The 20,997-nt window shown below is 29.4% G+C and carries 21 protein-coding genes and 1 tRNA gene; 10 read left to right on the top strand and 12 right to left on the bottom strand.

Annotation, left to right across the window (positions count from 1 at the left end):
• Positions 1 to 15 precede the first annotated feature (15 nt).
• Positions 16 to 1,281, top strand: coding sequence for an aminotransferase class V-fold PLP-dependent enzyme (locus L8T90_RS05625; RefSeq protein WP_214115083.1), 1,266 nt, complete (start codon positions 16 to 18; stop codon positions 1,279 to 1,281).
• Here L8T90_RS05625 and L8T90_RS05620 read toward each other — a convergent pair whose 3' ends face one another.
• The 6 genes from L8T90_RS05620 to L8T90_RS05595 form a co-directional block, all read right to left on the bottom strand.
• A complete protein-coding gene (locus L8T90_RS05620; RefSeq protein WP_263663955.1) occupies positions 1,282 to 2,040 on the bottom strand; it encodes a basic amino acid ABC transporter substrate-binding protein in 759 nt (252 codons plus the stop codon). It lies immediately after the preceding gene.
• Between the two features lie 192 nt (positions 2,041 to 2,232).
• A complete protein-coding gene (gene ftsW, locus L8T90_RS05615) occupies positions 2,233 to 3,396 on the bottom strand; it encodes a putative lipid II flippase FtsW (protein WP_257397039.1) in 1,164 nt (387 codons plus the stop codon).
• Positions 3,397 to 3,466: 70 nt separating this feature from the next.
• Positions 3,467 to 4,273, bottom strand: coding sequence for an adenylosuccinate lyase (locus L8T90_RS05610; RefSeq protein WP_263736952.1), 807 nt, complete (start codon positions 4,271 to 4,273; stop codon positions 3,467 to 3,469).
• Positions 4,274 to 4,291: 18 nt separating this feature from the next.
• Entirely contained in the window at positions 4,292 to 5,011 is a 720-nt protein-coding gene (locus L8T90_RS05605; RefSeq protein WP_263736951.1) for an arginyltransferase, read from the bottom strand.
• Positions 5,011 to 5,271: a hypothetical protein gene (locus tag L8T90_RS05600; protein WP_263678907.1), complete on the bottom strand. Its 261-nt coding sequence runs from the start codon at positions 5,269 to 5,271 to the stop codon at positions 5,011 to 5,013. The genes L8T90_RS05605 and L8T90_RS05600 overlap by 1 nt, the downstream gene beginning before the upstream one ends.
• Entirely contained in the window at positions 5,268 to 6,710 is a 1,443-nt protein-coding gene (locus tag L8T90_RS05595; RefSeq protein ID WP_263736950.1) for an acetyl-CoA carboxylase subunit A, read from the bottom strand. The genes L8T90_RS05600 and L8T90_RS05595 overlap by 4 nt, the downstream gene beginning before the upstream one ends.
• 120 nt (positions 6,711 to 6,830) lie before the next feature.
• Here L8T90_RS05595 and L8T90_RS05590 point away from each other — a divergent pair.
• Positions 6,831 to 6,907, top strand: a tRNA-Arg gene (locus L8T90_RS05590).
• A 6-nt stretch (positions 6,908 to 6,913) separates the two neighbouring features.
• On the opposite strand, the gene tgt is transcribed toward L8T90_RS05590, so the two are convergent.
• The 4 genes from tgt to folD form a co-directional block, all read right to left on the bottom strand.
• Entirely contained in the window at positions 6,914 to 8,032 is a 1,119-nt protein-coding gene (gene tgt, locus L8T90_RS05585) for a tRNA guanosine(34) transglycosylase Tgt (RefSeq protein ID WP_263736949.1), read from the bottom strand.
• A gap of 90 nt (positions 8,033 to 8,122) precedes the next feature.
• Positions 8,123 to 9,289, bottom strand: a complete 1,167-nt coding sequence (locus L8T90_RS05580; protein ID WP_263707064.1) for a pyridoxal phosphate-dependent aminotransferase — start codon at positions 9,287 to 9,289, stop codon at positions 8,123 to 8,125.
• Between the two features lie 164 nt (positions 9,290 to 9,453).
• The gene (lepB, locus tag L8T90_RS05575) at positions 9,454 to 10,302 is read right to left on the bottom strand and encodes a signal peptidase I (protein ID WP_263736948.1); all 849 of its coding nucleotides are present in this window, start codon (positions 10,300 to 10,302) and stop codon (positions 9,454 to 9,456) included.
• On the bottom strand, positions 10,299 to 11,147 hold the full coding sequence (gene folD, locus L8T90_RS05570) for a bifunctional methylenetetrahydrofolate dehydrogenase/methenyltetrahydrofolate cyclohydrolase FolD (protein WP_263736947.1): 849 nt from the start codon (positions 11,145 to 11,147) through the stop codon (positions 10,299 to 10,301). The genes lepB and folD overlap by 4 nt, the downstream gene beginning before the upstream one ends.
• An 80-nt stretch (positions 11,148 to 11,227) precedes the next feature.
• Between folD and L8T90_RS05565 the strand changes: the two genes are divergently transcribed.
• Genes L8T90_RS05565 through L8T90_RS05535 form a run of 7 tightly spaced genes read left to right on the top strand, consistent with a single transcriptional unit; the run spans position 11,228 to position 17,024 of the window.
• The gene (locus tag L8T90_RS05565) at positions 11,228 to 11,572 is read left to right on the top strand and encodes a c-type cytochrome (RefSeq protein WP_012661297.1); all 345 of its coding nucleotides are present in this window, start codon (positions 11,228 to 11,230) and stop codon (positions 11,570 to 11,572) included.
• Positions 11,569 to 12,846 carry a glutamate-1-semialdehyde 2,1-aminomutase gene (gene hemL / locus L8T90_RS05560; RefSeq protein ID WP_039617944.1) on the top strand — a complete coding sequence of 426 codons (1,278 nt, stop codon included), beginning with the start codon at positions 11,569 to 11,571 and terminating at the stop codon, positions 12,844 to 12,846. Before L8T90_RS05565 ends, hemL begins: the two co-directional genes overlap by 4 nt.
• Positions 12,843 to 13,121 (top strand): AtpZ/AtpI family protein, encoded by a 279-nt coding sequence (locus L8T90_RS05555; RefSeq protein ID WP_263736946.1) that lies wholly within the window; start codon positions 12,843 to 12,845, stop codon positions 13,119 to 13,121. Before hemL ends, L8T90_RS05555 begins: the two co-directional genes overlap by 4 nt.
• The gene (locus L8T90_RS05550; protein ID WP_263736945.1) at positions 13,105 to 13,590 is read left to right on the top strand and encodes a hypothetical protein; all 486 of its coding nucleotides are present in this window, start codon (positions 13,105 to 13,107) and stop codon (positions 13,588 to 13,590) included. The genes L8T90_RS05555 and L8T90_RS05550 overlap by 17 nt, the downstream gene beginning before the upstream one ends.
• Entirely contained in the window at positions 13,587 to 14,780 is a 1,194-nt protein-coding gene (locus tag L8T90_RS05545; RefSeq protein WP_250325593.1) for an MFS transporter, read from the top strand. The genes L8T90_RS05550 and L8T90_RS05545 overlap by 4 nt, the downstream gene beginning before the upstream one ends.
• Positions 14,770 to 16,731 (top strand): flagellar hook-length control protein FliK, encoded by a 1,962-nt coding sequence (locus L8T90_RS05540; protein WP_263736944.1) that lies wholly within the window; start codon positions 14,770 to 14,772, stop codon positions 16,729 to 16,731. The genes L8T90_RS05545 and L8T90_RS05540 overlap by 11 nt, the downstream gene beginning before the upstream one ends.
• 2 nt (positions 16,732 to 16,733) lie before the next feature.
• Positions 16,734 to 17,024, top strand: a complete 291-nt coding sequence (locus L8T90_RS05535) for a FlhB-like flagellar biosynthesis protein (protein ID WP_039617937.1) — start codon at positions 16,734 to 16,736, stop codon at positions 17,022 to 17,024.
• Here the strand turns inward: L8T90_RS05535 and L8T90_RS05530 are convergent.
• Positions 16,999 to 17,808 carry a phosphatidylserine decarboxylase gene (locus L8T90_RS05530; protein ID WP_263678897.1) on the bottom strand — a complete coding sequence of 270 codons (810 nt, stop codon included), beginning with the start codon at positions 17,806 to 17,808 and terminating at the stop codon, positions 16,999 to 17,001. The two genes, L8T90_RS05535 and L8T90_RS05530, sit on opposite strands and share 26 nt — an antisense overlap.
• On the bottom strand, positions 17,809 to 18,939 hold the full coding sequence (locus L8T90_RS05525; RefSeq protein WP_263736943.1) for a metallophosphoesterase: 1,131 nt from the start codon (positions 18,937 to 18,939) through the stop codon (positions 17,809 to 17,811). It abuts the gene before it with no gap.
• A 71-nt stretch (positions 18,940 to 19,010) separates the two neighbouring features.
• Here L8T90_RS05525 and abc-f point away from each other — a divergent pair, with 71 nt between their 5' ends.
• The gene (abc-f, locus tag L8T90_RS05520) at positions 19,011 to 20,948 is read left to right on the top strand and encodes a ribosomal protection-like ABC-F family protein (RefSeq protein WP_263736942.1); all 1,938 of its coding nucleotides are present in this window, start codon (positions 19,011 to 19,013) and stop codon (positions 20,946 to 20,948) included.
• Positions 20,949 to 20,997: the final 49 nt, after the last annotated feature.

Here is a 20,997-nt window from a genome sequence, read left to right as displayed (position 1 = left end):
TTTTAGGGGAATTTTTTGAATATTGAAACATTAAAAAAAGATATTATTTTAAAAAAAGGCATATATTATTTTGACTTTACAGCCAGTGCTTTAGCTCTAAAAAGCATAGAAAAGGAAATTAAAAAAATTCTTATTACCTATGCAAATACACACTCAGATAGCTCTTTAAATTCTTTCATTACACAGCAACATTATGAAAATGCAAGAATAAATTTAAAAAAATACCTTGAATTAGATGATAGCTTTGCTCTTATAGCTTGTGGGAGTGGATCTTCAGCTGCTATTAAAAAATTTCAAGAACTTTTAGGTCTGTACATACCCCCGCTTATTAAAGAAAAATATTTTAAAAATACAGATAAAAACACCTTGCCTTTGGTTATAGTAGGACCTTATGAACATCATTCTAATGAACTTTCATTTAGAGAGGCTTTATGTGAATGCGTTCGCATACCCTTAGATAAAAATGGCGAGTTAGATTATGCTTTTTTAGAAAAATTACTAAAAAAATCTAAAAACAGACAAATCATAGCAAGCTTTAACGCAGCTTCTAATGTTACTGGAATTTTAAGTGATTATAAAAAAATCTACACTCTAATCAAACAATATAATGGCGTAGTTGCTTTTGATATTTCTACTTTAGCTCCTTATGCTAATTTAGATTCTAAATTTTATGATGCAGTGTTTATCAGTTCTCATAAATTACTTGGAGGTGTAGGATCTTGCGGTTTGCTTGCTATTAAAAAAAGTCTATGTGGTAATACCCCTAGCTTTGCTGCAGGTGGAACTGTAGGCTATGTTTCAAGAACCTCTCAGCAATACTTATGCGAAGTTGAAAATTTAGAAGAAGGTGGTACACCTGGAATTATTCAACTAATTAGAGCAAGTTTAGCTTTTAAAGTACGCAATGAAATAGGTTTAAAAAATATAGAAAAAAAAGAAAAAGAGCTTTGTGAGTATTTTTTTAAACAATGTGCAAATTTTCCAAAAATGATCTTATATGCAAAAAATATCACTCATAGATTACCTATTTTTGCTTTTAATATAGAAGGAATTTCTCCTTTTGATTTAGCTTATAAATTAAGCAAAACCTATAAGATAGAAACAAGAGCAGGTTGTGCTTGTGCAGGACCTTATGGGCATGATTTACTCAATCTAAAAGACAATCAAGAATTAAAATCTAAACCAGGATGGCTAAGAGTGGGTTTTCATTATACACACACAAAAGAAGATATAGAGTATTTTTTTAAAGCCTTGAAAGCAAGTATCAAGGCTTTAAGTTGATTATTGTAAATCGTATTTTTCTACGATTTTTTGGTAAGTACCATCAGCTTTAACTTTTTCTAAACCTGCATTAATTTTTTGAACAAGCTCAGTTTGTTTTCCTTTATCAAAAGCTATACAAAATCCTGAACTCCCATCATTTTCTTCTAAAAATGCTTCTAACTCTTCATTAGTTTTTAAATAACCTTTACCGATATCTTTATCTGTCAAAACTGCATCAACTTTACCAGCTTTTAAAGCCAAAATTGCAGCTAACATTTCTTCGCTAGCCACCACTTGAGCATTTGGAATAGCCTTAGCAGCACTTTCTTGGATGGTTCCAAGTTGAACACCTATTTTTTTACCTTCCAAACTTTGTTTATCGCTAATGCTAGAATCTGTTTTTAGTTTTAAATATAAATTTTTAGTATTAAAATAAGTATCACTAAAATCCATACTAGTAAGTCTTTGTGGTGTTGAACTCATAGCAGAAGCTATCATATCAATCTTTCCAGCTTTTAAAGCAGGGATCAAACCATCAAAACTCATGTTTACCCACTCAAGTTTTAAATTTTCTCTTTTTGCAATCTCTTCTAGTAAATCAACATCAAATCCGGTAATTTTTGCATCTTTAACAAAATCAAAAGGAGGATAATTTGCAGCTATACCTACTTTATAAACTTTTTCACTAGAAGCACTAGCTTGATTTTTATCGCTTGAGCAAGCACCTAAAGCCAATATACCAAATAACGCCAAAACAACATATAATATTTTTTTCATTTCTTTCCTTTGTTAAAAATTAAAAATAAAATTGATAAATGATTATAATGTGTTTAAACGCCTATATTTCTTCATATCCGCCTCCTTGTATAATAAATATAGCATAATTATAGCAGAAAAAAGTTTTTTGTAAAGACTTGATAGCAAATATTTTTTATTTAAGTTATTTTTTATATATTTTAATTAACAAATTTATATTTTTACCTTTTTACTAATCATTAAAACATAGCCTATTCCAAGACAAATAGACCACATTGAACTACCTCCATAGCTTAAAAGCGGCACAGCAACACCTTTTAATGGAGTCAAGGAAATAATTCCAAAAGCATTCATAAAAAATGAAAATAATAAAAGCAAAGCTACACCCGAACAAAACAAAAAATGAACTTTATTTTCACAACGCCCTGCTATTCTAAAAATTCGAAGTATTACCATCAAATATATAAAACAAATAATACTTAATCCCAATAGTCCTATCTCTTCAGTAATCCCTGATAAGACAAAGTCTGTATGAACCTCACTTAAAAATCCTAGTTTAAAAGTTCCAAGTCCTAAACCCTCTCCAAAAAATCCACCATGAGCTATAGCATTTAAACTATGTGAAATTTGATAAGGCTCTGAGTTGTGACTTACTCTTAAAACACTTGCTAACCAATCAGGAAAGAAAGGTAAAAACGCATCTTGGATATTTCCCCACCAAGCAGAAATACGCTGAATTCTTCTTTGATTACTTAAGATTACCAAAACTCCAATCATTCCAACAATAACCACACCAAAAGCAAAAAGTCTTTTACTAGCTCCTGCAAAAAAAGCTAAAGCAAAAACCAAGAAAAAAGAAATAACGCTTTGCCCTAAATCATTTTGTGTCATATAAATATAACCAATAACAAAAGCAGCTAAAATAAAATAAGGAATTAAAATTAAAACTTCATGTTTGATTGCTTTTTTGCTATCATCAATTCTTCTTGTATAAGACCAAGCAAGGAAATAAATCAAACCTATTTTAAAAAATTCAACTGGAGAGATAGATAAAGGGCCAAGCCTAATCCACCTTTTAGCACCACCTGCTGCAGTAGCAAGAAAGGTAGGCAGAAAAGGTAAAATAAGTATAAATAAAAAAGAGATGAGTAAAACGCTTATCATCAAATAATGCGCCATTTTACTATCAGGATTTAATCTTGAAACAAAATAAATAATAGCTATACCACTAAGCCCAAAAAAAAGTTGTCTGATAAAAAAGTGAAATTCATTATATTCTAAATAAAGAACAGTAAAAGCACTTAAAGAATATGAAAAAAGTATTCCTATAGTTATAAGAATGCAACTTAAAAAAAATAACTTTCTATCAGCAACCAATATTATTCCCTAAATTTTTATAAAAAATTAATTTTAATAAATTGCAACTTAAAATGATGTTATTTTAGCATCAAGTATTATTTTTATATAAAGATTTTAAACTCTCATAAGCAAGCTGAATTTTCTCAAATTCTTCACGGCAATAAGCTTGTTCGATCTTACTTTTACCTTGATGGCGATCAGGATGATAAATTTTAACCAAATTAAGATAATTTTGTCTAATAGTAGCAAAATCATCACTAGAATTACATCCTAGTGTTTGAAAATAATTTTCAAAAAGCTTTGCCAGAGCATTAAATTTCCAATTAGTACTAGCTTTGTTTTTCATTTTATTTCTAAATTCTAAAAGCTGAGTTTCATTAATCGTAAAATCAACACAATATTTCAAATGCTCATTTACACTAGCTAAAATTTCTAAAAGATTTAAAGTATTATCATCTTTGTATTCTACTGAAAAAATACAATTTTTTTCATCATACACGCTTTTATGATCTTTAAAATACTGCTCTAAATACACAGCAAATAATTTTTCATTCGAACTTAGTGTGATTAAAATATTCTTTTGTACAAAGCCTATTTTAGCAAAGATTACAGGCTTTAAAGTATTTGCTTGAGCAAGATTTAATTTAAAGGTTTTATAATGTGCAAAAGCAAGATTATCAATTTGATTTCCAGTATTTTTTTTATATTTATGATTAACAAGTTTTAAAAAATATCTTCTTTGAGGAATTTCATTTTCTACAAAAAAAGACAAGGTTTTATTTTTATTACCTATAACTTTGGAAAAATTTTTACGGATAAGATCTTGAAAATATTTAAACATTAAAAAATCATCAGTATTAACACTAACTGATTCTAAAGTTTGCACTACTTGCATAAAATCCTCTCTATAAACCTAACTCCACAAAAATGCTTGCTCATTTAAAGCACTAGTGTGTTTTAAAATTTCATTTGGAGTATAATCGGCTTTATATGCTAAAGATTGACACCCTTTTACAAAATATCCCAAATAAATATATTTTAATTTTTTTAATTGTGCAAGTTTAATTTCTGTTAAAAGCGAATATTTACCAAGACTTAGATGGGAAAAATCTGGATCATAAAAACAGTATATACTAGAAATTCCATCTTCTAAAATATCAATCAAATCAACACAAACTAACTTATTGTCTATATAAAAATCAAGCTCATATCCAAAAGTACCCGCATTATCTACATAAAGATTATAATATTTTCTAAAATTTAAATCATAAATTTTCCAATTTCTTTTATCTTTTTGGTAATGGTGATATTTTTCATAAAGCAACAAATGCTCATCACTTAAAGAAGGTTTTTGTAGGATTATTTTAGTGGCTGTATTTTTTTTCAAAACCCTGCGATAACTTTTGCTAAAATGAAAATTTTCTACTAAAATACGTAAATTTTGACATTCATTGCAATCATTACATATTGGTCTTGAAAAATACGAACCAAAGCGACGCCAACCTCTTGAAACTAGTTCTTGATTTTGTGTTTTTGTAATAAAAGATATATAATTATACTCATTTCTACAGTACCTATTTTCAAGATAAGGGCATTCTTCTTCTAAAGTACAAAAACCAATAATATTATTCATTAGATCTTTTTAATATCGCTATTTTTTACAAATTCCATAAATTCATTAGCCAAACGCTCTTCTTTTAAAAACATATCTTCAAATTCTTGCTCTTGTTTTTTATCTTCCTTTTGTTTAGCTAAATCTTTTTGTATAGCATCTAAGTCAGTATTTTTCATACTTACTCCACTTTTACTCGCTTTAACCTTTTCTTTTTTTGTTTGACCTTGTTCTTTTTGGAGTGCTTTTTTTATATCTTTTAATTCATCTAAAAAACTCATGATTGTCTACTTTCTTTTATCTTTTGTAAAGTCGCAGCTATTGCAGCAACTACTTCTTCTTTGTTTTCTTGGTGTCTATCTTCTGTTTTTTCTAAAAGCTCTTCCATATGTGTTTCTATAAAAGAAGTATCAAAATACCCTCTTCTAAATTCTCTTATTTTGGTAATTGCAATCAAAAATGGCACAGTTGTTCTAATATCATCAATCACAAATTCTTTCAAAGCCCTCTCAAGTCTATTAACCGCACTATCATAACTTGAACCTTTAACGATTAATTTTGCAAGCAAAGAATCATAATAAGGTGGCACAGTATAGTCTTTATACAAATGACTATCCACTCTTACAGATGGCCCTAAAGCTGGAAAATATTCTGTAATTTTGCCCGGACTTGGAATGAAATTTTTCCATACATTTTCTGCTGTAATCCTAGCTTCTATCGCAAAACCTCTTGGTTTTATATCGCTTTGCTCAAGATCTAAAATTTCCCCATTTGCTATACGAATTTGTCTTGTGATAAGATCAATTCCTGTGATTTCTTCTGTGATTGGGTGTTCTACTTGAATTCTTGTATTCATTTCCATAAAATAAAATCTATTATAATCATCAAGTAAAAACTCAACCGTCCCAACATTGGTATAACCCACAGCTTTTGCAGCAGCTACTGCGGTAACTCCTATGGTTTTTCTTAGTTTTTCTGAGATACTTGGACAAGGTGCTATTTCAATGATTTTTTGATGTCTTCTTTGTATTGAACAATCCCTTTCACAAAGATGGATGATATTACCATAATTATCTGCTAAAATTTGAAACTCAATATGCCTTGGATTAATAACATATTTTTCCATAAAAACTTCATCATTTTTAAAAAAGCTTAATGCCTCTCTTTTGCACGCTTCAAAAGATTTTTCTAAATCTTCTTCTTTATGTACTACACGTATACCTCTACCACCACCGCCACCACTGGCTTTTAAAATCACCGGATAACCTATTTTTAAAGCTTGAAGTTTTATCTCTTCTAATGTACAATGATTTAATTTTTCAGTACCTGGAACCACAGGAATTCCATTTTTTTTCATTAAATATCTTGCTATATTTTTATTTCCCATTTTACGGATAACATCTGATTTTGGCCCTATAAAGATAATCCCTGCTTCTTCACATTCTTTAGCAAACTCATAATTTTCACTTAAAAAGCCATATCCAGGATGTATAGCATCGGCTCCACAAGCTTTAGCAATTTCAACTATTCTTTTACCATCTAAATATCCTCTTATAGCATCAGTTCCTATTCTATACGCTTCATCAGCAACTTTTACATGCAAACACTCATGATCAGGTTCAGTATAAACAGCAACGCTTTTTATATGTAAATCTCTACAAGCACGGATTACCCTTACTGCAATCTCACCCCTATTAGCTATTAAAATCTTATGTATCATTACTTTGCCTTAAGCTAAAATATTATTCAAAGAAGATTAGCATAAAAATATAAAAATTCTATAAAATTACTTATTTTTGCTAATTTTAAGAATTTTTTGATAAAATTACTCTTTTATTTTGCGCCCATAGCTCAGCTGGATAGAGCATTTGATTGCGGTTCAAAAGGTCAGAGGTTCGAATCCTCTTGGGCGTACCACTTTACTTACATTCTTTGTCTATAAAATTCCTTTCTAAAATTTTCAAATTCATCTTTGATAATAGCTTCACGCATTTGCTTTACTAAATTTAGATAATAATGCAAATTGTGAATACTTGCAAGTCTAAAAAAGGTTAATTCTTTAGCTTTAAATAAATGATTTAAATAAGCTCTTGAAAAGTTTTTACATGTATAGCAAGAACATTTGCTGTCTATAGGAGCATGATCAGTGATAAATTCTGCTTTTTTGATATTAAATTTTCCAAAGCTAGTAAATAAAGTTCCATTTCTTGCATTTCTTGTTGGCATCACGCAATCAAACATATCAACACCTCTTGCTACATTTTCTACTAAATCTTCAGGTGTGCCAACTCCCATTAAATATCTAGGACGATTGTTATCCACATAAGGCATCATAGCTTCAACCGTATCGTACATAGCCTCATTTTCTTCTCCTACGCTCAATCCACCTATAGCAAGTCCATCAAAATCCATCTCACAAAGTGCTTGAGAACAAATTTTTCTAGCTTCAAAATCCGTTCCACCTTGGATAATACCAAAGATATTTTGCCCTATTCCTACACCTTGGCTTTGCTTTAATTTATGATAATCAATAGCTTCTTTTGCCCATTTTATAGTACGTTTTAAAGAAAGCTCTATCCTTTCTTTACTTGCAGGCAAAGCCACTAAATCATCTAAAATCATCATAATGTCTGAGTTAAAATCATACTGAGCATCTAAAACACTTTGCGGGGTAAAATAATGCAAACTTCCATCAATATGACTTTTAAATTGAATTCCTTTTTCATCAGGTTTGGAATTTTTACTTAAAGAAAAAGCTTGAAAGCCTCCACTATCTGTTAAAAAAGATCTATTAAATTTACTAAAACCATGCAAGCCACCCATTTGTTTAATCACCTTAGATCCTGGTCTTAAATACAAATGATAAGTATTTGCTAAAATGATTTTTGCGTTTAAAATCTCACTCATATCAACAGCATCTAAGCTTTTAATCGCAGCCAAAGTTCCAACTGGCATAAAGATGGGAGTTAAAATTTCACTATGTGTAGTTTTTATACGACAAGCTCTAGCATTTGCACTTTTATATTGAACTTCAAATTCCATTGATTTTCCTATATTTTTTTGCATAATCATACCAAAGACTTGCTTATAAGTTTTTTTGAAAGAAAGCCTGTTTTTAACAGGCTTAAGATTTTAGTAATTTTTTACAAATTCAACGATTTTTTCACAACCTTCAATGATATCTTTTTCATTAGTTGCATAAGAGAGCCTAAAATACCCTTCCATACCAAAACCTATGCCTGGTACTAAAGCTACTTTTTGCTCTTCTAATAATCTTTTACAAAATCTCATAGAATCACTATCAACTTCTTTACAAGAGATAAATAAATAAAAAGCTCCTTGTGGAATTTGTTCTAATTTTAACTTATCGCTTTTAGCTAAAATTTCACACGCTAATTCTCTACGCTTTAAAAAGGCTTGTCTCATCATTTCAATATCACTATCTGCTTTTCCAAGTAAGGCTGGTAAAGCTGCATGCTGAATGATTGAGCAGATATTTGAAGTGCTTTGTCCTTGTAGTTTTTTAACAGCATTATTAAACTCACTCATTTTACTTGCCATATAACCAAAACGCCATCCTGGCATAGCACCGCATTTACTAAGACCATTAATACTTACAGTTCTATTTAAAGCATCTTCACTCACTTGCGCAAAAGCACAAAATTCTCCATCATAAACTAATTTTTCATAAATCTCATCACTCAAAACTACGATTTTAGTTCCTTCTAAAACCTTAGCTAAAGCAGTAATTTCTTCTTTAGAATATATAGCACCTGTAGGATTTGATGGGGAATTAAACATCAAAACCTTTGTTTTTGGAGTAATAGCTTGTTTTAATTGCTCAGGAGTGATTTTAAAGCCATTTTTTGCTTCACCTTCTATAAATACAGGAGTTGCGCCTGCAAATTTCACCATTTCAGGGTAACTTACCCAATAAGGACTTGGTATAATAACCTCATCACCTTCTTCAACTAAACACTCAATTGCCATAAACAAAGAATGTTTAGCACCAACATTGGTAATGATTTCGCTTGCTTTATATTCTAAATTATTATCATTTTTAAATTTATATTGTATAGCTTCTATAACTTCTTTTATACCCACAACTGGCGTATAAGCCCCGCAACCTTTTTCAATAGCTTCAATTGCTGCTTTTTTAATGATTTCTGGAGTATCAAAATCAGGCTCACCTGCTGAAAAACTAATAACTTTTTCACCATTTGCTTTTAAAGTTTTGGCTATATCAGTCATTACTAAAGTTAAGGATTCTCCTAAATTTTGAGATCTTTGACTTAGCATTTTTTATCCTTTATTTTTTTGCTTTGATTTTTATTTGTGTTAATTGTTACAACTTGGAGCTTAAAAAAATCTACGAATAAAATTAAGAGTGTATATTTTTATAAATTTGTGTAGAAACTATACATTTTCTACACATAAAAATTTTATATTGTTTCTTTGAGTAATTATTCCAAAGCTTCTATATCGCTTTCATTATGATGGATAAAACGCTCATCTTTTTCTATAGTTTCAACCAAACGCCCTACTCTTTCCCATCTAACTTTTTTATTTTCATCCCATGAAAAATAAATAAACCAAGGTTGACCAACTATATATTTATAATCTACACTCCCCCAAAATCTACTATCACTAGAGTGATCACGATTATCACCCATCATAAAATACTCATTTTCAGGAACTTTATAATAATAAGCATTAAAACCATAAATATTATTAGCACCTAATTCATCAAAAGAAGCGGGCTTCATAGCAAATTGACCTAAATTTAAATAGCGAAAAAATACACTTTCTATATCCACTCTAGAATCATAATGTATTCCTTTTTCTACAAAAGGTTCTTTTACAAAAAGCCTTCCGCCTATGATTTTTGTTTTATTAGGATAATAATCTTTCATATATTCATCACCCTCAACCATACGCACATATAAGGTTTTATTTGCAAAAATTACCTCATCTCCGCCCTTAGCCACACATCTTTTTACATAGTGGATTTTTGGCTCATGCGGATATCTAAATACTACAATATCTCCTCTTTTAGGACCTTCAGCGCTTACTAAATGTCCATTTTTATTAAAATCAGGTAAAACAGGTATTTCTATCCAAGGAATATGTGGAGTTGGAATACCATAGGAGAATTTTTTTACAAATAAAAAATCTCCCACTAATAAAGTATTTTTCATAGAACCACTTGGTATGGTAAAAGCTTGTATAAAGAAAAATATAATCAATAAAACAACTATTAAAGTTCCTGTCCAAGATTGTGTGAATTTATAGATTTTTTTGAAAAAATTCATTTTTTAATCCTATTTTTAGCTGATTTTATAGTATTTTCTAAAAGCATTGCTATAGTCATAGGTCCTACTCCACCTGGTACAGGAGTAATATAACTAGCTTTTTTGCTTACATTTTCAAAATCAACATCACCTACTATTTTTCCATTAACCCTATTAATCCCTACATCAACTACTATCACACCCTCTTTAACCATATCTTCTTTTAAAAGATTTGGACAACCTGCTGCTACGATGATAATATCAGCATTTTTTGTATAAGCTTTTAAATCTTTTGTATAAATATGACAAATACTTACACTAGCATTAGCATTTAATAAAAGCGTAGCCATAGGACGACCTACTATATTAGAAGCTCCTATTACAACTACATCAGCACCTTGTAATTTTATATCATAATACTCCAAAATTTTCACAACACCCAAAGGCGTACACGGCAAAAAACCACCTTTTAAATTTAAATTTAAATTCCCGACATTAAAAGGATGAAAACCATCTACATCTTTATTAAAATTAATACTTTCTAGGATGATATCTTTATTAATATGTGCTGGTAATGGAAGCTGAACTAAAATTCCATCAACACTATCATCATGATTTAAGGTATTAATCAAAGCCAAAAGTTCATTTTGAGTTGTGTTTACATCAAGCCTATAAACCAAAGACTTAATCCCACATTGCTCACAAGCCTTTACTTTAGAGCCCACATAAGTAGCACTAGCAGGATCTTCACCTACTAAAATCACAGCCAAACAAGGCTCTATACTTTGGGTTTTAAGTTCTAATACTTCTTGTTTTAGATTATTTTTTATCTCATCACTTAGCTTTTTACCATCTAAAAGTGTCATTTCTTTCCTTAAATTTATAGCTTTCTTTAACTTAAAAAATTGTATCATAATAAAACTTCTTTTTTTGTTAAAGGTGATAAATGAAAATTATTTTATTTTTGTTTTTTATAGTTTATGGTGTTTGGGCTGAAGATTTTATCTCACCTAAAGAATACCAAGAATCCCTTTACAAAAATCCAAGAGGCATAAGTTGTGCTAAATGTCATGGTGATGGAGGACAACAAATACTAGGATATTATACTAAAAATGGAGAAAAAACTCCTTTTATAGTGCCAAGTATTAAAAACACTCCTTATACACGTTTTAGAGAAATTCTAAGCCAACCTCAAGAGGCAAAAAGCATTATGCCAACCTACTCATTAACAGAAGATGAGATGAAATCGCTTTATGATTATATTACTAACAACAAAAGGAGTAAAAAATGAAAAATAATAAAAAAGCCTTTGAAGAAGCTTGTGAATATATAGCGGGTGGGGTTGATTCTCCTGTGCGTGCTTTTGCTAGCGTGGGTAGCAATCCTTTATTTATCAAGCAAGGAAAAGGTGCTTATATTAGCGATATAGAAGATAATACTTATATAGATTATGTACAAAGCTGGGGACCTTTACTTTTTGGACATTGTGATGAGGATATTGAAAAAGCTTGCAAAAAAGCATTAGAACATGGTTCAAGCTTTGGCGCACCAACCCTAGCTGAAACCAAGTTAGCTAAATTTATCTTAAAAGATTGGCCGCATTTAGACAAAATACGCTTTGTAAGCAGTGGCACAGAAGCTACTATGAGTGCTATTCGTCTTGCAAGAGGATTTAGCAAAAAAGATAAAATCATCAAATTCGAAGGATGTTATCATGGGCATTCTGATTCTTTACTAGTAAGTGCTGGAAGTGGCGCCGCTACTTTTAATACCCCAAGCTCACTAGGAGTATTAACCGATGTAGCTAAAAATACTCTAGTAGCTATTTATAATGACATTGATAGTGTTAAAAACTTAATCAATAATGATGATAATATAGCTTGTATCATTATAGAGCCAATTGCAGGAAACATGGGCTTAGTACCTGCTAAAATAGAATTTTTACAAGAGCTAAGAAAACTATGTGATGAACATCAAATTCTTTTAATTTTTGATGAAGTTATGAGTGGCTTTAGAGCTTCATACCTAGGCTCTTTTGGAATTAATAATATAAAAGCTGATATAGTAACTTTTGGTAAGGTTATAGGCGGAGGTATGCCTGCGGCTGCTTTTGCTGCAAGAGCTGAAATTATGGATTTATTAAGTCCTTTAGGTGGAGTATATCAAGCAGGAACACTAAGTGGAAATCCTCTTGCTATGGCTGCAGGCTATGCGAGCTTAAAAAAAGCAAGAAATTATGAAGGTTTATATGAAAAATTAGAAAAACTAGGCAAAAGACTTACTCAAGGCTTTAAAGAAGCTGCAAATGATTGCAAAATTCCTTTGCAAGTTAATTGCGTTGGTTCTATGTTTGGATTTTTCTTTTGTGAAAACCCTGTTAATAATTATCAAGATGCTTTAAAATCAGATACTAAATTATTTGCTAAATTTCATGCACAAATGCTAAGCAAAGGCGTGTATTTGGCACCATCTCAATTTGAAACAGGTTTTATATGTGAATGTATGGATAAAAAAATCATTGATAAAACCATACAAGCAGCACAAGAAAGTTTTAAAGCCCTATGAATAAAAGACAAAAAATCATTCGCAAAGGTATAGAAGCTGCAGATGGATTAAGCCTTGGCATATCCATGGTTGTAGCTGTTTTAATCGGGGTTGGTATAGGCTATTTTTTAAAAAATTTAACTGGTACAGCTTGGCTTTTTTGGATAGGAGTGTTTATAGGAGTAGCTGCGGCGATTTTAAATGTTTATAAAGCTTACAAAGCACAAGTAAAAAGCTATGAGGAATTTAAAGAAGAAAATCGCTATAAAGATTTAAAAAATGATCCTAAAGCCTAAAATTTTACTAAAACTCTTGCTAGGATTAAATTTACTTTTCTTAGCAGGAGTTTTTTTCTATAAAGAATTAAGCTTTAAAACCTTTATAAGCTTTGAATTTGGATTTTTAGCTCAAAATTTGATCATTTTATTTTCTTTTTTAAATTACAAAAATTTTATTTATAAGGCTGCTAAAAATTACACTTTTACTCAAAGACCCTTGCAAATTTTTACTAAAAAACAATATTTTTTGCCAAAAATTATAAAATTTATCCATATAGATGACGATTTAAAACCAAAATTTAAAAGTATTTTTAAAAACGCATTAGCTTTTTTTTCTTTGTTTAAAATTTTTGCTTATGTGTTTTTAATAGCAGGATTTTTATTTTTAGAGTTTCAAGGCTTAATGAGTATTTTTGCCTTGTTTTGTGCAATGTTTGTCACACCCATAGCGGTATTAATATATAATTTTTTAATAAGAAAATGTTGAGCTCAAAAAGAACGATTAGATCATTAACTGCATTGTTTTTTGGTATGATTTTTGTTTTTATAGGAAGTGCTTTAACGGTAAATTCTATAGCAATTATTTTAAAACATAACGATGTTAGTAATTTTTATATAGGGATAATAGGAAGTTGTTATTTTCTTGGTGCTATGGTAAGCACTATTAGTGCTCATAGGATAGTCTCTAAAGTAGGACATATAAGATCTTTTGGAATTTTTGCCATCATTTTTGGTATAGCTACTATGCTTCATAGTTTAAACTCTAATCTTTATTTTTGGATGGTTTTGAGATTTTTGCTTGGTTTTTGTTACTATGCACTTTTAATGGTCATAGAATCATGGCTTAATGAAAAAGCAAAAAATGCTATTCGCTCAAGAGTAATAGCCTTTTATGAAGTGGTATTTTACTCATCATCAGGCTTTGGAATTTTACTTATGTCATTTGACTTCCCAAGCAATACAGTATTTATTTTAAGCGCTAGTTTTATTATGTTTGCCTCTATTCCTTTATTTTTAATCCGTATTAAAGAGCCGGTTTTACCACAAAAAACCAAAATTTCCATCCCTAAAGTTTTTGATATAGTGCCTTTAGCTTTAGTGACAAGCTTTATAGCAGGTATGCTTTTAAATGGATTTTTCTCTATGGCTTCTTTATTTATACTTATACAAGGATTTGGCGCAAAAGAAGCTTCGATTTTTATATTTTGTACCATGCTAGGAGGGTTTATATCTCAACTTTTCATCGGAACCCTTTCTGATAAAATTAGTCGTAAATTTGCTATTATTTTATGTGCTTTTACGGCTTTAAGTGCTATGCTTTGTATTTTATTATTAAGCTATAATATTTATTTAAAATACTTTTTTGGCTTTTTACTGGGTATGGGAATGTGTTGTTTATATGCTCTTTCTTTAGCTAGAGCAAATGACATGCTTGAAGATTCCAGCAAAAGAGTTGAACTTGGCAGAGCCGTTCTTTTTACTTATTCTTTTGGTGCTTTATTTGCGCCTGCTGTGCTTGGAACTTTAATGTATTATTTTGAAGGCAATGGTTTTATGTATTTTTACATCGTTTTATTAACTGTTTTAATTGCCTTTGCTATAGATAAACCAAAATTTAAAAATCTAACCAAATTTAAAAGAAAACCAGGTAATATGGTAATGCTAGATGATAACTAATATTTCTAACAATCAAAATCAATTTGCAAAAAACGAAACAAATAAAGACAACAAAAGCGAGAAATCAGACAAAAAAACCTCACTTAATGATGCTTTAAAAAATCCTTTATTTTCTAAAAATGATCCTGAAGTCAAATTGCCTAAAGACTATGTAAGCAAAATCGATCAAAAATTACAAGAATTATTAAATAAACTCTTAGATCAAATCAAAACCAACAAAGATCCTGATTTAGCAATATTAAAAAATCACAAAGATTTAAATTTTGCGCCTAATTTTGCTAATGAAGTTAAAAAACTTCAAGCAGAGCTTTCTAAAAATCCTGAATTTGAAAAACTACTTAAAGTTTTAGAAGATCTAGTTAAACCTGCTAAAGATATCAACAATAAAAATCTTTCATCCTTGGTAAAAAATTCAGGTGTTTTTTTAGAAGCAAAACTCAATCATTCTTTAAAAGAACAAAATTTACCACAAAGCTTTTTTAATCTTTTAAATATCATAAAAGGGGCTACTAGTGAAAATCTAAAACGCGATATAAGTAATTTAGATCTTAAAAATCTTGATACCACAAGCACCTTAAAAGAACTTATTCACATCTTACAAAATCACAAAAAAGATAATAAAATTTCTTTAGAAAATACAAACTACAAGACACTTTTTAAGCTATTTGATAAAATAGAAAATTTTAAAAACTATATCAATAAAAATCCAAATTCCATTAGCCAAGAAAAGCTACAAAATATTGCTAATAATTTCATTAAAAATCTCAGTAAAAATTTAGCACTTATCAACAAAGAACTAGCCAAACCTGAAAATATAAAAATTCAAAATACACATATATTAAAAGAGCTTAGCCAAAGCATTAAAGATCTTATAACACTTTTAAAAGACATAAAAAATCATAAAAACAAAACTGAAATAACACAAGAAAATTTAAATAAAACTCCACATACTAAAGACATCAAAGAAGAGTTAAAAGAGGAAATAAAAACTCCGCAAAAAAACACAGAGGACAAAAAAGAAACTCAACAAAAAAAAGAAAGTACGACAAAAGATAAAGAAATTCAAAACACAAAAGAAGAAAAAACGCCACAAAAAAATACTGAAGAACCAAGCAAAAATGATAATAAAAGTCAAAATTTACAAACAAATAACACTAAATTAGAAGATATATTTAAAAGTACTTCAGGTAAAATTTTACTAGAAGATATTTTCAAACAAAATGTAAGTAAAAATCTTAATTTTAGTCAAAATTTACAAGAAGAGCTTTTAAATAATCTAAACAAAGAACTAGGCTTAATAGGAAGAAAACTCAATGAGGTTTTAAAAGCTTTAGATCCTAAAAATTATGAAGCAAAAAATTCTTTAGATGATATAAAAAACATAGAAAAAAAATTAGAACTTTCTATAAAAGATCTTGGAAAAATTACTCCAAAAGATACTGCAGAAATTTCTTCAGAATTGCAAAAAGATATCAAATCCACTCTTTTGCAAGTTTCTAATCTGGCTAAAAATTTAGACAATGAAAGCATATTAAATCAAGCAAATCGTCTTATAGCTCAGCTTGAGTTTAATCAGCTTTTATCTTTAGCCAATAATAGCATTCATACTTTTTTACCTTTCTTTTGGGATGATTTAGAAAAATCTAATGTAGTTTTTAAACGCGGTAAAAAAGATAAATTTTATGCACAAATTAATCTTGAATTTGAAAAATTAGGAAAAATCAATGTATTTTTATCTCTAAGTAATGATAAATACATTGATATAAATATGATGATAGAAAATGCTAATTTTAGAAAAAAACTTTACGAAAGAGCACATGAGCTAAAAAAAGCCTTAGTTAAAGTAGGACTTCTAAGCTCTAATTTTTTCATCAGTGATATAGTTAAAAGCAAATTTCATAATCAAGAAGAATACAATGACTTTAATATGGGTTTTGATACAAGGGCTTAAAAATGGCTAAAAAAACAAAAAAAGCCGTTGCGCTAGGCTATAACAAAGAAGATCAAAATGCACCAAAAATTCTAGCTAATGCTAAAGGTGAAAACGCTGCTAAAATCATCTCTTTAGCTAAAGAAAATGGCATACCCATAAAAGAGGATAAAGACTTAGTAGAAGTTCTTAGCAAGCTTGATCTAGGCGATGAAATCCCACCTAATATGTATAAAGCAGTGGCTGAAATTTTTGCCTTTTTATATAAAGTTGCTAATGAAGATGAGACTAAGCAAAATCCGCAATCTTCTTAGAAAATTCAACTTGCTCATAAGCGTTTTTACTAAATTTTAAAAACCCTTTTTGAGCAATTAAAACTATCGTCGAACCTAGCTCAAAATTTCCAAGCCTTTGACCTTTTTTTGCAAAAAGCCCATCATAAGTATGAGTAAAATCAAAATTTGCAGCATTAGTTTGTATACTAGTATCAAAACTAAAATGCATTTTACCTACATTTAGCGCACCCACAAATACCATCCAAAGTATAAATTTTCCTTCCACTAAGCACTTTAAAACTACTCTTTCATTTTTAGTATAAAGGTTTATAATCTTAGCTAACTTTGCCTCACTCACACTAAATAAAGCCCCACTCATATAAGTAGCACTTAAAATTTGCATATTACAAGGTGCGTGATAATGATGATAATCTTTTGGAGATAAATAAATATTTGCATAATCTATGCCATTTTCTAATTCTTCTTTGCTAGCTGAGTTTTTTAAAAGCTCTTCTATACTATAACTTGAACCTTTAATGCTAAAGGCTAAATTTTCTTTTAAATCATTTTGAAAACTACTTCCAAGTTCTAAAATTTTACCATCACTTGGACTTACAAAGCCATCTTCTAATTCTCGCTCATTTAACAAAGTTCTTGTAAATAAAGCATTTAAGCTCTCATATTCTTCTAAGGATTTAAATTCACTCATATTGATATTAAAAGCATTCACATAAGCTTTATTAATGTTTTTTTGTATGATTTTTGGAAATTTATATTTTGCTATGATTCCAAACATTTTTGAAGCACTATTGCTAAATCCCACTTATTCTCCTTTTAATCTAATCAAAGCTATCTCACTAGGAGCTAAAAATCTCACAGCAGGCCCCCAAAATCCAGCCCCACTGCTTACATAAAGCAAACTATCTTTGCTTAATTTATAAAGCCCATACACAAAGCCTTGCTCTAAATATACTAGCAAAGAAAAAGGGAAAATTTGTCCTGCATGAGTATGTCCTGATAAAATCAAATCAAACCCATTTACATCATAAGTTTTTACATATTTTGGCTGATGCGTGATTAAAATATTAACTTTTTCTTGATTGATTTGAGTTTTGATTTTTTCTATATTGCTTTCTTTAAAGCCCAAACGTTTAGCAGCCAAATCCAAAGTCCCACTTAAAGTAAAATCTCCAAAATCAATACTTTCATCTTCTAAAACTTTGAAATTCTTAAGCGTTTTAAGCTTTTTGCTTATCGCATTTATATCATTATAATACTCATGATTTCCATAAACAAAATAAGTACCATATTTTGATTTAAAATTTTCTAACAAATTAATATAAGACATACTAGCTATATCTGCATCGATTAAATCCCCAGCTATGATGATTATATCAACATTTAAAGCATTAACCTCATCAATTAAGGTTTTTAAAAAATCTTCACCTAAATTTTTCCCTAAATGCACATCAGAAAGCAAAGCTATGTTTAAATCTTCTTTTAAATTTTTAATTTTAATATCTACCTCATTAACCTTAGGCGTGCTGATAGCATTTACAAAGCCTTTAAACACCATACTAACGCTAAGTATAATAAGCCAAGAATCAAAAATTAATTTTAAAAACTTTCTTCTTTGAAGGCTAAAAATTTGCTCTTTTTTATTTTCGTTAAAGAAAATCCAAGAACCAATTTCAAAAACCACTCCAAAAAGCAATAAAAAGCAAGTAATAGTAGGAAAAATAGCTAAAATATAATAAAGCTTTTCATGCAAAAAATCCCCGCGCATATTTACAAAAAAGATTAATTCACATGCAAAAACTATTAAAACAAAAGCTAGTACAAACTTCTTATAAGGTTTTAAAAAATCAACCTTACTTAAAAATCTTTTATAAATATACCAATTTGCCAAAGCAAAAAATAAAACTAATAAAGTAAAAAAAACAAACACTCTCATAGTGTAATTTTATTTAAGCAAAATTAATACTTTTTAAAGTAAAATCGCAAAAAAACATTTGGGAAAGAAATTTGGCTTTAGTAGATTTAATCGATGCAAATAAGAAATTTAATACAAAAATAGTTTTAGAAAATGCAAATTTTAGTGCAAATTTAGGAGAAAAAATCGCCATTATAGGCAAAAATGGCGAAGGAAAATCAAGCTTTTTAAAAGCCCTTATGGGAACTTTAAAACTAGATAGCGGTAGAGTGATTAAACAAAATAACACTAGCATAGGCATACTAAGCCAACAAGTAAGCTTTGAAAGCACCTTAAGCGTGAGTGAGACCATCAAAAAAGAACTTGAAGAAATTTACCAAGCCTTAAAAGAATTTGAAAACTATAACGAAAAACTAGCTCTTGATCCTGAAAATAAAGAATATTTAAAAAAAGTAGATGAATTAAGTTTATTTATAGATTCAAAAGATGCATGGAATTTAGACCAAAAAATACAAAGAATACTAGAAGAGTTTAAACTATTAGAGTATAAAGACAGAACACTTTGCTCTTTAAGCGGAGGTGAGATAAGGCGCGTAGGACTTTGCACACTTTTGCTGAAAAATCCTGATATATTATTGCTTGATGAGCCAACTAATCATCTAGATGTATATATGAGTAGCTTTTTAGAAGAAAGATTAAAAGCTTCTAAAATGTGTGTTATTTTCATCTCCCATGATAGATATTTTATCGATGCAATAGCACAAAAATGCGTAGAAATAGAAGCAGGAAAACTAAGTATTTTTGAGGGTGGATATACGCAATATCTAGAAAAAAAAGCAGCTATTTTAGCTTCTTTAGCTAAAAGTCATGAAACCTTACTTAAGCAACTAAAAAGCGAAGAAGAATGGTTAAGAAGAGGAGTTAAAGCTAGACTTAAACGCAACGAAGGGCGTAAAGAACGCATTTTTAAAATGCGTGAAGAAGCCAAGAAAAACCCAGGAGCTATCAAACGCTTACAACTTGAGATTAAAAGAGCAAGTAAAAATTTCAACCAAACCCAAAGTCAAAATCGTAAAAAAATGCTTTTTGAACTTAAAAATATCTCAAAATCTATCGCTAACAAGACACTTTTTAAGGACTTTAATGCACGAATTTTACAAGGTGAACGCATAGCCATAGTAGGTAAAAATGGCTGTGGTAAATCTACTTTTTTAAAAATTTTACTTGATCAAATTCCACTTGATAGTGGAGAAATTAAAAGAGGTGAAGTTAAAATAGGCTATTTTGATCAAAGCAGAAGCTTACTCAATACCGATAAAAAACTTTTAGAAATTTTTTGCCCAAATGGCGGTGATCACATTCAAGTGCGTGGTAAAAATATGCATGTTTATGGATATTTAAAACAATTTTTATTTCCAAAAGAATTTTTAGAACAAAGTGTGAGTGTGTTAAGTGGGGGCGAGAAAAACAGAGTTGCCCTAGCCTTGCTTTTTACTAAAGAATATGATGTATTAATCTTAGATGAACCAACAAATGATTTAGATATAGCTACGATTAATATCTTAGAAGAATACTTACTTTCTTTTGAAGGTGCGATTTTGCTTGTCTCGCATGATAGATATTTTGTTGATAAAATAGCAACTAAACTTTATGCTTTTGAAGATAATGCAAATATTAATATAGAAGTTCTTTCTTATAGTGAGTATTTAGAAAATGAAAAAGAATACAAGGACTTTGAAGAATTTTCTAAAAGTTTAGAAACAAACACTACAGCAAGTGTAAAAACAAAAGAAAAATCAAGTAAAAAACTAAGCTATAAAGAAAATGAAATTTTAAACTCATATCCTGATAAAATTCATAAATTAGAAGAAGAAATCAAAGAAATCAAAAATGCCCTAAGCAATCCTGTAATCTATCAAGAGCTAGGTATAAACACCCTTTATGAAAAGCTAAATTCCTTAGAAAATGAACTTAGTATTTTAGAAGAAGCTTATTTTGAAGTTTTAGAAAAAAGTGAAAGCACTGGTTAACTTTATATATTTTAAATAAGATAAAATTACTCAAATTTATTTAAGGAAA

The sequence above is a fragment of the Campylobacter sp. RKI_CA19_01121 genome, assembly GCF_025771295.1.
Lineage (GTDB): Bacteria > Campylobacterota > Campylobacteria > Campylobacterales > Campylobacteraceae > Campylobacter_D.
The sequence above is the reverse complement of the archived record's forward strand: the minus strand, read 5'-3'. Positions and strand labels throughout refer to the sequence as shown.

Excerpts from the sequence above, each read along its gene's own strand:
- L8T90_RS05620 (WP_263663955.1), bottom strand. The coding sequence starts at position 2,040 with ATGAAAAAAATATTATATGTTGTTTTGGCGTTATTTGGTATATTGGCT.
- L8T90_RS05610 (WP_263736952.1), bottom strand. The coding sequence starts at position 4,273 with ATGCAAGTAGTGCAAACTTTAGAATCAGTTAGTGTTAATACTGATGAT.
- L8T90_RS05605 (WP_263736951.1), bottom strand. The coding sequence starts at position 5,011 with ATGAATAATATTATTGGTTTTTGTACTTTAGAAGAAGAATGCCCTTAT.
- L8T90_RS05600 (WP_263678907.1), bottom strand. The coding sequence starts at position 5,271 with ATGAGTTTTTTAGATGAATTAAAAGATATAAAAAAAGCACTCCAAAAA.
- L8T90_RS05595 (WP_263736950.1), bottom strand. The coding sequence starts at position 6,710 with ATGATACATAAGATTTTAATAGCTAATAGGGGTGAGATTGCAGTAAGG.
- tgt (WP_263736949.1), bottom strand. The coding sequence starts at position 8,032 with ATGGAATTTGAAGTTCAATATAAAAGTGCAAATGCTAGAGCTTGTCGT.
- L8T90_RS05580 (WP_263707064.1), bottom strand. The coding sequence starts at position 9,289 with ATGCTAAGTCAAAGATCTCAAAATTTAGGAGAATCCTTAACTTTAGTA.
- lepB (WP_263736948.1), bottom strand. The coding sequence starts at position 10,302 with ATGAATTTTTTCAAAAAAATCTATAAATTCACACAATCTTGGACAGGA.
- folD (WP_263736947.1), bottom strand. The coding sequence starts at position 11,147 with ATGACACTTTTAGATGGTAAAAAGCTAAGTGATGAGATAAAAAATAAT.
- L8T90_RS05565 (WP_012661297.1), top strand. The coding sequence starts at position 11,228 with ATGAAAATTATTTTATTTTTGTTTTTTATAGTTTATGGTGTTTGGGCT.
- hemL (WP_039617944.1), top strand. The coding sequence starts at position 11,569 with ATGAAAAATAATAAAAAAGCCTTTGAAGAAGCTTGTGAATATATAGCG.
- L8T90_RS05555 (WP_263736946.1), top strand. The coding sequence starts at position 12,843 with ATGAATAAAAGACAAAAAATCATTCGCAAAGGTATAGAAGCTGCAGAT.
- L8T90_RS05550 (WP_263736945.1), top strand. The coding sequence starts at position 13,105 with ATGATCCTAAAGCCTAAAATTTTACTAAAACTCTTGCTAGGATTAAAT.
- L8T90_RS05540 (WP_263736944.1), top strand. The coding sequence starts at position 14,770 with ATGATAACTAATATTTCTAACAATCAAAATCAATTTGCAAAAAACGAA.
- L8T90_RS05535 (WP_039617937.1), top strand. The coding sequence starts at position 16,734 with ATGGCTAAAAAAACAAAAAAAGCCGTTGCGCTAGGCTATAACAAAGAA.
- L8T90_RS05525 (WP_263736943.1), bottom strand. The coding sequence starts at position 18,939 with ATGAGAGTGTTTGTTTTTTTTACTTTATTAGTTTTATTTTTTGCTTTG.